The 10395-nt window shown below is 64.7% G+C and carries 11 protein-coding genes; 6 read left to right on the forward strand and 5 right to left on the reverse strand.

Features of this window, described 5'->3' with window-relative positions:
- Positions 1–28: 28 nt before the first annotated feature.
- The 4 genes from ABZS43_RS22360 (at position 29) to ABZS43_RS22375 (ending at position 2232) form a co-directional block, all read left to right on the forward strand.
- Positions 29–409 (forward strand): hypothetical protein, encoded by a 381-nt coding sequence (locus ABZS43_RS22360; protein ID WP_355037856.1) that lies wholly within the window; start codon positions 29–31, stop codon positions 407–409.
- Between the two features lie 71 nt (positions 410–480).
- On the forward strand, positions 481–1113 hold the full coding sequence (locus tag ABZS43_RS22365; RefSeq protein ID WP_355037857.1) for a hypothetical protein: 633 nt from the start codon (positions 481–483) through the stop codon (positions 1111–1113).
- 133 nt (positions 1114–1246) lie between these two features.
- The gene (locus tag ABZS43_RS22370; RefSeq protein WP_355037858.1) at positions 1247–1636 is read left to right on the forward strand and encodes a hypothetical protein; all 390 of its coding nucleotides are present in this window, start codon (positions 1247–1249) and stop codon (positions 1634–1636) included.
- Positions 1633–2232, forward strand: a complete 600-nt coding sequence (locus ABZS43_RS22375) for a DUF3558 domain-containing protein (RefSeq protein WP_355037859.1) — start codon at positions 1633–1635, stop codon at positions 2230–2232. The genes ABZS43_RS22370 and ABZS43_RS22375 overlap by 4 nt, the downstream gene beginning before the upstream one ends.
- Positions 2233–2275: 43 nt before the next feature.
- Here ABZS43_RS22375 and ABZS43_RS22380 read toward each other — a convergent pair whose 3' ends face one another.
- The 3 genes from ABZS43_RS22380 to ABZS43_RS22390 are packed head-to-tail and all read right to left on the reverse strand — an operon-like array spanning position 2276 to position 5693.
- On the reverse strand, positions 2276–2914 hold the full coding sequence (locus ABZS43_RS22380; RefSeq protein ID WP_355037860.1) for a hypothetical protein: 639 nt from the start codon (positions 2912–2914) through the stop codon (positions 2276–2278).
- Positions 2911–5421: a hypothetical protein gene (locus ABZS43_RS22385; RefSeq protein ID WP_355037861.1), complete on the reverse strand. Its 2511-nt coding sequence runs from the start codon at positions 5419–5421 to the stop codon at positions 2911–2913. Before ABZS43_RS22385 ends, ABZS43_RS22380 begins: the two co-directional genes overlap by 4 nt.
- Positions 5421–5693 (reverse strand): hypothetical protein, encoded by a 273-nt coding sequence (locus ABZS43_RS22390; protein ID WP_355037862.1) that lies wholly within the window; start codon positions 5691–5693, stop codon positions 5421–5423. The genes ABZS43_RS22385 and ABZS43_RS22390 overlap by 1 nt, the downstream gene beginning before the upstream one ends.
- 277 nt (positions 5694–5970) lie before the next feature.
- Between ABZS43_RS22390 and ABZS43_RS22395 the strand changes: the two genes are divergently transcribed.
- Both ABZS43_RS22395 and ABZS43_RS22400 read left to right on the forward strand, forming a co-directional pair.
- Positions 5971–8010 (forward strand): hypothetical protein, encoded by a 2040-nt coding sequence (locus tag ABZS43_RS22395; RefSeq protein ID WP_355037863.1) that lies wholly within the window; start codon positions 5971–5973, stop codon positions 8008–8010.
- Positions 8007–8768 (forward strand): ESX secretion-associated protein EspG, encoded by a 762-nt coding sequence (locus tag ABZS43_RS22400; RefSeq protein WP_355037864.1) that lies wholly within the window; start codon positions 8007–8009, stop codon positions 8766–8768. The genes ABZS43_RS22395 and ABZS43_RS22400 overlap by 4 nt, the downstream gene beginning before the upstream one ends.
- 98 nt (positions 8769–8866) lie before the next feature.
- Here the strand turns inward: ABZS43_RS22400 and ABZS43_RS22405 are convergent, their stop codons facing one another.
- Together ABZS43_RS22405 and ABZS43_RS22410 are read right to left on the reverse strand one after the other, a co-directional pair.
- A complete protein-coding gene (locus ABZS43_RS22405; RefSeq protein ID WP_355037865.1) occupies positions 8867–9283 on the reverse strand; it encodes a DUF4254 domain-containing protein in 417 nt (138 codons plus the stop codon).
- 172 nt (positions 9284–9455) lie between these two features.
- On the reverse strand, positions 9456–10395 hold a 940-nt coding region (locus ABZS43_RS22410), incomplete at its 5' end, for a nucleoside hydrolase (protein ID WP_355037866.1).

Below are 10395 nucleotides of genomic sequence, written 5' to 3' on the forward strand. Positions count from 1 at the left end.
TTTCGCCGTGTCACCCCAGGAGATACCGGTGTCACCAGTACTGAACCTACCGCTCGCCCGCAAGGTGCTGCGCGCCCTGCACACCCACCCGCACCTGCACAACGCCACCCTCTGGCGCAGCGAACACGACGGCGAAACCGCCCACAACATCGCCGGATGGGCCGTCACCCTCGCCGGAGCCGAATGGATCGGCACCGGCGAACTCGTCCGCTACCGCGACCGGACCCGCAGCGTGCCCATGCTCGCCCGAGAACTCCTCGGCCTGGCCCACGCCCAAGCGCGGCAACTGTTCTACCACTGCAACGAGGAACAAGGCGTGCGCCTACTCGCCGACCTCATCGCCCACGGCACCCGCGTCCAGCGCGCCCAACTCGAAGCGCTCCACATCCAGTTGTGCCCTATACGCTGACACGCCGAAAGATTCTCTAATGTTGCGCGCTACAGTAGAGACATGCTGCCGCTCTCGACGGACACGCACCCATGACCGCCACCGGACACGCCATGTCCCGCGAACTCGACGACGCCGTACATGCCCTTATCGGACACCGCCTGCACACCCACACCGACCACGACGGCCAAACCCGTTCCGGCTACCGCGAATCGGTCTACGACGAGATCCGCGCCGAACTCGCCGCCCGCACAGGCGAGGGCGGAACACTACGTCCTCGCAGCTTGCCCCCGGCCTGGGTCGAGGGCCTGGACTGGCTCACCACCATCGACACCGCCGTCGCCCAGTGGTGGCCCGATCCAGGACCGAACGACGGGCAACCCGAGACCGTGCGGCGCCTCAATCTCCTCGCCGCCCACACCTGGGCACCCGAGGACCACGAAGCCATCGCCTGGTGCATCGACGATCTCGAGCACTGGGCGATGGCCGGAAAAGCGCTACTGGAACCGGTACGACGCTGGGAGCTGGTCGCGGCGTGCCCGGCTTGCGGGCAAACCACCGTGCATCGACCCGACCTGAGCGGGGAGATCGTGCGCCAATCCGCCCTCCAGATCACCGCGGCGGGCTGCGGTTGCCAGTCCTGCCACACCAGATGGGCACCCACGCACTACCACCTGCTCGCCGCAGCGCTTGGATGTGAAATCCCGGTCGGCGTAGTGGAATAGCACGGCAACGCGGCCGATCCGAAACCCCTTGCAGACCCGCCCACTACATCGATCCATGCCACCCGTCAGCCGACGAACACCGGGCGCGCTATCTGCTACGGTCGCATGAGACGTCGGATCGGGGGATGAGCCAGTGGCGCAATCGAGTATCGACTACGGGCAGGCAGAGATCGCCGCATTCAACGAGGCGGCGCGAGCAGGAACAATCCGATACGACGAAGGCGTCGTACGGGAGGCTGTACGGCTCTACGATCAAATGATCGTTGGCCTGCAAACCATTCGCGGCCGCCTCAAGCGCGCTCAAGAGGCTACCGGCTTCGGAGGGTTCCAATCCTCGGTCGAGCTCCAAACTGGGTTCGCGAACAAGGCTGCCAACGGCATCATCGTCCTCGATCAGTTGATCGCAGGTGTGATGCGATTGCAGGAAGCCTATTTGCGCGCTGGCAATATGCTTTCCGAAGCGGATCAGATGAGTGCTGATGCGCTCCGCTTCCTTGCCGGCGAGGAAGCGGGAACCGAGTGAAAAAACACCTGACCGGCGCGGCATTCGGATTGATGGTTGCCCTCAGTGTCGCTGGTTGTGAGAAAGATCAGACGCCAGACGTTCAGGCTACAAGCATTCAGCCATCTTCAGTGCAGATATCTGTGTCTGTTCCGCCTGCACCGCCTCAGGTAAATAACGGCCGCAACAGTGTTCTCTTCGATCCATGCTTCAAAATTGGCGACGACACCGTTTCAAAGATTGGATACGACCCGGCTACGCGAAAACGCAACGACTTCATTTTCGACAACTATTCCTTTATCGGATGCGCTTTCGATCGCAAGGGAAATGTTAGGGGCCAGATGCTGCCCGTCGGGTCCTTGGCCGTGTCATCGACCAATATCACCCTCGGCGAGTTCCGGAGTCGTGAAGGCGATAAAGCAAGAACAATCAGTGTGAGCGGACGCGAAGCCATCACTTATAAAGATGCCAGTAGCGAAACATGCACTATCGTTGTAGCGGCGGCGGATGGCGTCGTGAATATCCAAAAGAGTTCATACGCCGCATTCACCACCGAACGCCCCTGCGATCGTCTCGAAGAGATCGCAGCGATAGTCGTCTCCGAAGTGCCGAACTGACTGCTCGGGAATACCGTGCAAGCATCCATCTGGCTGACTTTGATCAGGAGCCTGCTGGCGACTCGTTCATCTTTGCGGTTGCCGCTATCAACGCGTCGGCCAACTGCGATACTTGGGCATCGGAAACTGGTAGCGGCTTCTTCCCTCCGAAGAGTTCGATCGAGCCCTGCCATCTTCCCACGGTAGTCGTAAAGTCTGCTGTGGATTTTGTCTGGAACTTTTCGTCGAATTGTCGAGCGTCTCGCAGCCAAACCGGAGAGGAATGACCGTCCAGGTACACGTACCCTCGTACATCCGACGTCAGAAACTTGTTGGTCTCGTCGAAATTGAACTCACCCTCGACCGGCGATAGGATCGAGATAGCATAGACTCCGTCGGAATCTGCCGATTCGTAGTCACACCTGATCTGATCGTCAGAAATATCCTTGACCTGTTTGTTCAGCCGGTTCTGAAACGGCTCTACCTTTGCGTCTCGAACAATTTGTTGCTCGGCGAGGAAATCGCGGAGCGGCTCGCAAAATTCCCCCAGAGTTCGAGATGGCGGAGATTCGACCGTTGCGGGCGTGCACGACACGGCGGCAAGAGATGTCGATATCACGAGAGCCATAAGCGCGCCACGGCAGAGTGCGCGGGCTCGACCGGTGTCGAAACGCTGTCCGCGTCGGGCGTTGTTCGGTGTCATTTGACGGCCGTCCGTCCGTTGGTCACATGCTGATCGAAGGTGGTCAGTTGACCTGCGAGCCCGCCGTCGCCGTAGTTTCGAAGCACGGCGTTCAGGTCTTCCGACAGTTGGCCGGGGCTGATGTTCTGGTTGTTGATCAGGCTGTCGTAGCCGAGTAGTTTGCCGGACGAGTCGAACAGATAGTCGAAGTCGGCGTCGTGGGTTACCGGTCCACGGAGATCTTCGAGTTGTTGGGTCGTGCGGTACCAGCGTTGGGGGTCGATAGGGCTGGCCGCCCCGTCAGCGTTCGGCGTGGCGGGGTCGGGTGCCATGTAGAGGCCGAGGGTGGCGTTCTTGACGTAGGTGTTGGCGATGTCGATGGCCGGTGACGCGGAGTTCGAAGCGATGTCGCTGACTGTCGGTCCGACGATCGGTAGGTATTTGATGCCGGTGGTCAGTAGCCCCTTGGCTGCGTCGTAGCGTTCGCTCTTGTCGGCGTATTCGCGTGCGGCCTCGGCTGTTTGGTCTCGGGTGCGGTCTGCGGCCTCGGCGGTAAGACCTTGGTCGATCAGGCCCTGGATCACGCCGACCGAACTCGCATAGTTCGAATTGCCCCCGTGCGGGTTGTCGAGCGCGCTGGACAGCCACTGAGATTCGAGCTCCGAACCGGTCGCCATCGCCTGAGCGTTCCAATAGGCCGCTACGCCCTTGTCGGAATCCATGACCGCGAAGACAGATTGAGCGTTCTCGAAATTCCAACCGCCTCCCTTGCGCAGATCGTCGGGAGGGGTGAAGCCTTCGGTCAGTGTCGCGCCATCGGGAACACCAGCCATGTTCGCGATGTAGGGGGACAGCGATTCGGCCATCCCCTGAAGGAGTGCGGGGTTACGTTGGCCCAACGACTCGGTGCGGTCACCGTCGAGGTCGAGTAGGTGATCGCTGTTGGCAGCGACGTAGCTGGAAATCGCGGACGCGCCTTGGCCTGCGCGTGCGGCGGTGTCGTGGTCGGGGGAGGTGGCGTCCTCGTTGATCCAGTTGAACAACCCAGCCGCCGATTGACCGTCGTCCTGCCATCGGTGTTCGAGCATGGGGGCGATGGTGGTGTCGAATTTGTAGTGGTCGTTGAGGGTCTGTCCGGGATCGCCGCTATGGATGAGCGGGTTGTTGCCGTTGTCGGTGAGGATCGCGTGGTTGGAGACTTCGTTGCGTGTACCGACATCGAGCAGGGCTTGGGCGGTGCTGTTGACGCGGCTGTTGATGAGGTTGGTTTCGTTGGGGTTCATCTTGCTGCTGTATTCGCCGCTGTCGGCCAGCCAGATCTGATGTGCGGCTTGGCGCGACAGTTCGACACCGAGTCGGTCGCCGGGCTGGTAGCCGTCACTGGAGGCGTTGAGGAAGTCGCCGAACTGGTTGAGGTCCTGGACGTAGTCCTTGTAGGAGCCGGTGACGTTGCGTGAGTCCCAGGCGTTGTTGCGGTAGTCGTCGGGCAGCCGGGTGGTGTTGGCGTCGGGGGCGTCGGTGCCCAGGGCGGGCCTGGTGCCGATGATCTCTCTGACTTCGGGGTCGAGTTTCTCCCAACCCCCGCGGTCGTCTTTGCCGGTGCGGTAGTCACGTCCGACGACGTTGTCGTTGGAGACGGTGAGCAGGCCGTTGGCCAGACTCTCGCGCAGCTTGCCCGAGGAGGGAGAGCTGTCGCTGCGGAGCTGTTCGGAGACGCCGATCAATCCGTCGCGTCCGGCTTTGTCGTAGAGCTCGGTGAGGTAGTTCATGGTCGAGGCGGGGATGGTGACCTCTTCGCCGCGTTCGAGCGCGGCGAGCTGGCTCGGGGTCAATCCTGCGGCGGTGAGGTTTTTCGCGATGCGTTCGATCTCGGCGCTGGACAGTTTGCCGTCGGCGAGGGTTTCGCCGTCGGCGCGTCCCTGCTCGGCGGTCAAACCGGCGTCGAGGCCGGTGCCCGCGTCGATGCCGTTGCCGAGCAGGTCGCCCTTGGCGCGGATTTCACCGGCCTCGGTGTTGAGGGCCTGGTCGACTTCGGTGACCGCGTTGGCGAAGTTGTAGTAGGCGGTGTTGACGGCGGTCTGTCGTGCCCGGATTTCGTTTTGCAGTGTGGCGAGCGCGTCGGCGGAGACCGGTCCGGCGAAGCTCGATGTCGTGGTGACTTCCCACTGGTCGGTCACGGTGATGTCGATGGTGTTGCCGTTCAACACGTACGGGGTTTGGGCGTCGGTGACCCGGTCGAGCAGTACTCGGCGTTCACCGCCCAGGCGTGCGTCGGCCGCGCGCAGGGCGGTAACCAGTTGCGTGACTTCGTCGGCGAGTTTTCTGTCTTGGTCGTGTTCGGTGGCGATGCGGTCGTAGGCGGCGTCGTGTGCTTTGCCCGACCAGGCGCTGTCGAGGCTGGTGAAGTGACCGCGCATGCGCGCGAGGTGGTCCTGGAAGGTTTGGTTCTGGGCTTCGATCAGGGCGGCCCAGTCCGAGAGTTTCCAGGTCTGCCATCCCTCGACCTGTGTTTTGGTGAGTACCAGCATCAGCGGGCCTGGGGCTGCTGGAACGCCATCGTGCCCAGTTGTTGGGCGAAGGTCTCGTCGGTGGCCTGGTAGTCGGCGGCGCATCGGTTGGTGATGGCCGCGAGTTGACGGATCCGGTCGGCGACCCGCAGCCAAGCGCCTTCGGTGAACTCTCCGGCTTTGGCGCACGTGGCAGGGATCGGCGCACCGGGCAGTGCCGCGGCGAGTTGGTCACCGACGGTGCGGATTTCGAGTGCGTCGATGCCGTTGCCGACATCGTTCAACACGCTCACCAGACTGTTCATCTGATCTATGTCTGCACGAAGCACCGTCGATTCCCCCTGAGTCGTGCCGTGCCGCCGTAGCGGCGAGCTCTCGCTTTCACCCTATCGGTGGCCCGGGCCAGCAGCCAACCACCCGGCGACCTCCAGCCCGCTCGCACCACGGACTCGGCGTGAGTCTCCTCGGCCGATCAGCGGCCGGAGAGCACCGTTTCGGGCACCTCGAGGTCGATGTGGGCCGTGTTAGGCTCGCGGCAGGGAGACTCTGTTCGCGACATTTGGGGGAGCAGTGGGGGACCACGACGGACCGGCTACCAATCCCGTTGCGCTACCCGGGATCCCGAATCCCGTCCCGGCGCAGGGAACGCTCGACGCTACCGCGATCGCGACGGTGACCACCGCGCAGCAGAACGCGGCAGCGGCGCAGACGCGGGTCAGTGCCGGTGACGCCGAACTCGACGACCTCGGCGCGGGAACAGACCCGGCTTTCGTGCAGACCATCGAACATTTCGAAGGCATGACACACGAACAGATGTATCAAGCCGTCCACGGTCCCGGCGGCATGGACGCGGCCGGTTTACGGACGCTGCAACGGACATGGTTCGCGAGCTACTCCGATCTGGCCAACCTGTCCACGTTCAACGCCATGGGACTGGCCCGGATCTTCGGCAACGGCCTGTGGGACGGCGCCAGCGGTGCCGCGGCACAAGCCGCCTCGACGCGGTTGTCGGCCGCGGCCAACCAGATCGGGCGTGTCTTCGACTCGGTGGCCGACCGACTCGATGCCCTGTCCTGGTCCGCCGAAGCCGTGCGCGCGGCGGTACAGCCCCCTCCCGCCGCCGCGCCGCCGCTGAATCCCGACAACCAGGTGGAGTCGATCCTGCCCGGGCTGATCAATCCCGAATACGACGACCAGACCCGCACCGCGCAGGAACAAGCACGCCAAGCCGTGATCCGCGCACTCAACAGCGCCTACACCCCTGTCTTCCCACCCGCAGGCACCGACGTCCCCGCATACACCTCCGTCCCGCACATCGGCGGCACCGACACCACAGCGGGAACGAACACGAACCCGGGAACCTCAGCTCTTGGATCCGGCAACCAGTTCGGACCGAACGCGGGTGCGGGTCAACAGAACCCGGAGGGCGCCGCGCCCACACAGGAGTCGCCGTCGGGTATCCAGTCGCCTGCCGCGTCGTCGGCGAATGAGTCCGCGACCGTGCCGTCGGGGCTCGACCTGCCCGATGGGCTGTCGGGCACCGGCCAGAACACCACGCCGAGCACGGCGACAACACCGGCCGGAGTCGGCACCGCACCCACATCCCCGACGAGTCCCACGCTCGGCCTGAACGGGTCCGGGCACGGCAGCGGGAACAACCCCGGATCGGGCACCCCGGGATCGGGCACGCCAGGATCAGGCACACCGGGATCGGGCACGCCAGGGTCTCCGGGGCTCGGGCGCAGCGTGACGAACTCGCCGCTGCCGGGCGCTACCGCGAACTCGGCAACGTCGGCGTCGGCGGCCAATAATCGTGGGGCGACGCGAACCCCGATGGGGTCGATGGGTCCGGGTGCGGGGACACGCGGGAAAAAGGACGACGACGACAACACCCACCAGTCCCCGGATTACCTGCGGCAGGTCTACTCGGACTGGACCCAAGGGCTCGACAGCCCCGCCGGAGTCATCGGCGCCGACGCCTCCGACTTCGGACGAGAACCCCACAACCCCACCACGGCCTTCACCAACCCGGCGGCGGCCTACACCGATTCACCCGCATCCCCGGCGCGTCCCCAGAGCCCGAGCGCCGCACACCCACGCCACGAGCCCCAGGCCCGCCCCGAAGTACCGGCACCGCCGCAGCGGCCACCGGCACGGCCGACGCTGCCACAGGCCACGACCCCCGCCGTCGTGAATCCCGCTGCGACTTACCCCGCCACCACACACCCACACCAGCCGCCCGCACCAGCGAGCGACGATTCCGCGTTCCGTGGCCATGTCGAGCCGACCGCCAGACCCGGTGACGCGCACGGTGAGGCGAACCCGCAGTCGACATTCGCAGGCGCTGCCACCCTGCCCGCCGACATCGGGCCAGGCGGCGACGGTGGCAACCCGGGCGAAAGGCCAGCGGCGGAACCTGTTACCGGCAACGATCCACAGATCGGCGAGACCTCCGAGGGGGACTCTGCTGGTGAGCAGGTCGTGACGATCACCGGCAGCGGGCCGTTCGCGGGCGGAGGGCCGGGCAGCGGCGACGACCTGACCACCCGGATCACCACAACGACCAGCACCGACCGGGCCTCCGATGACGAGGCCGGACGGGCCAGGTGAACCCGCAGACCGTATGGGAATTCAACCCGGACGAATTCGCTTGGATATGGGGCGCTGAAACCGGAGCCGACGAATACCCCGATCCGATCAGCATCCTCGAAACACCCACCACCAAAAACGATTACGACCTGCTCGCCGCCGACATTCGTCGCCGCTTCCCACGCCATGCCGATCCCGACCTCACCGGCCCGCTGCGCGCACTCGCCGACCCGGAACTGCGCATCGTGTGCGTCGGACGATCACTTCGCTCCCACAAGCGAGTCCGCACGCTCGGTGTCGCTGTCGCCGACCTCGCGGTCGTGCTCTATCAACGCTCCGGCGCCACAGCCGATTTCGGTGGTGACCTCAAACTGGTCGTCACCCAACGACACCACCTCGCCAAACACATCGCCCACACCATGCCCAGGACACCCGCTGGCACGGTCGCTGCGATGACCGGATACACCCCCCGCGTCCGTGGTGAAGAACAACCCACCGCGTGGCGGGTATCGGCCGATCACGGGCGTCCGGTCGAAGAACGCATCCGCAGTCTGATCCGACTACCCCGCAGCGCCGAAGGCCACCTCCGCGTCGAACGCCACCTCCACCAGCCGCGCCCCTACCCGCCGACCTACCTGAGCTGGATCGACATCCGAGACGACCAACCCGCCCACGGCCGCTACCTGATCACCGTCGACAACAACGACACGACCGTCACCCCCGCCTCCCCCGAGACCATCGCCCAGCAGCTACACCACCGCGCCGACCTCGGCCAATGAACCCGCTTTACCGCCGCGACCGGGAATGCGAATCGCGGGTGGCGGGCCAAGGCGAGGTAGACGGGTCACCATGATCCGCGGTTCGGGAACGGTCGACATCAGAACCTCGGCAGGCGACGCGTCCCCCGCGCGATCTCGAAAGCGAGATCACCATAGGCATCGGCCAATTCGGTGAACCGATCGCGAGCCCGCCCCGGACACGACACCGAACCCGGCTCGGCATCGGCGGCACGGGCATCGACCGAAAGCCGAGCGAGGCGATCGACGATCATGCCGACGGTCTCCGAATGCAGGTACGCGGCACCCAGAGTCGCCGGGATCACCGCGGCCACCCATTCATCGATACGGCCGACCAGTCGCGTCCGCTCACAGTCGAAGGCGTCCACGTTGGTGTGCTCCCGTGCCTGGTGGAGCTCGCCCAACTCCCGAGCGGCATGCAGGACCGGATGGTCGAGGGCGACAATCCCGGCGCACGCGCTCGCGACCATGTCTTTCGAGGGCAACGGAGTACTCATGAAGTCCTGACTCGAGCGCCTATCCGGCACTCGTTGGCTGTGGTGACAAGTCGTCCAAACCCAGACCGTGTATGGCTTGATCGCGCACTTCTCGCTCACCACGCAATGGCGCGACCGCGCAGCCGAAAACCGCTCCGACGGCACGTCGACGAGCGGCTGGGTGCGTGGTGGTTCACCACGAGAGCACCTGGTGCAGCCAGCGCAGGAAACCCGCGTAGTCGGCCGCGACCGAAACCTGCATGACCCGCCCGTAGGGGTCGCGGTAGAGGCGGGCGTCGTCGCCGATACGCAGACGTTCTTCGGCGAAGCTCACGAACGGCAGGCCCAACGCGGCCGACAGGGTGAGCGGGTCATGCATCCACGACCCCTCGTACCCGCGCGCGATCCACCGATGAAAATGCGCCGACAGCAGCCGCGCCCATCCCGGGGCGGCGTCGGACTCCCACGCCTGCATCAACGCCCAGTCGGCGGTCACCTGGATCGCCGGGTGATTGGTGTGATCGGCCAGTACGAGTCGTGGTGCGGGCAGTATCCGCAGCGCCCACCCGGTCGCGAGGCTATCGGTACGCAAGTTGTGTTCAGCGCGTTCGGGATCGCGGTAGTGATCGACCCATCCGCCCATCTGGGTGACGGTGATCTGCTCGGCGATCTCCGGTGCCGCCCGCAGCAGGGTAGCCAGGTTGGTCATCGGCCCGCAGCCCACCCACCGCACCGGCCCGTCGGAATTCACGATCCGCTGATTCAACGCATCGGCCAGTTCGTGGCGGCGGTCTTCGCGCTCCTCCACACTCGCCAGCACATACGGCGGCACCGACTGGCCTGGATCGGGCAGAAACAAACGACGCCCGCCCAGATCGATCCCTTCGATCACCTCGACATCGCCTCGCCCCAGCAGCTCCAGCACCCGCCGCGCCAGCTCCGCACGCAGACCACCGACCTCGTCAGCGGTGACCACCAGCAGCTGCGGCACCAACCGCGCCGCGATCACCAAAGCAACGAAATCATCGGGGTCACCCCCGATATTTCTATCGCCAGTTCGAACCTGTTGCTGGATTGGTTCTTGTTGCATGGTTTTCGGCTGGTCAGATGATTCCCGAAAGGTTGGTTGTCCG

It is taken from the genome of Nocardia sp. NPDC005366, assembly GCF_040606855.1.
Taxonomy (GTDB): domain Bacteria; phylum Actinomycetota; class Actinomycetes; order Mycobacteriales; family Mycobacteriaceae; genus Nocardia.

Excerpts from the sequence above, each read along its gene's own strand:
- ABZS43_RS22365 (WP_355037857.1), top strand. The coding sequence starts at position 481 with ATGACCGCCACCGGACACGCCATGTCCCGCGAACTCGACGACGCCGTA.
- ABZS43_RS22380 (WP_355037860.1), bottom strand. The coding sequence starts at position 2,914 with ATGACACCGAACAACGCCCGACGCGGACAGCGTTTCGACACCGGTCGA.
- ABZS43_RS22385 (WP_355037861.1), bottom strand. The coding sequence starts at position 5,421 with ATGCTGGTACTCACCAAAACACAGGTCGAGGGATGGCAGACCTGGAAA.
- ABZS43_RS22405 (WP_355037865.1), bottom strand. The coding sequence starts at position 9,283 with ATGAGTACTCCGTTGCCCTCGAAAGACATGGTCGCGAGCGCGTGCGCC.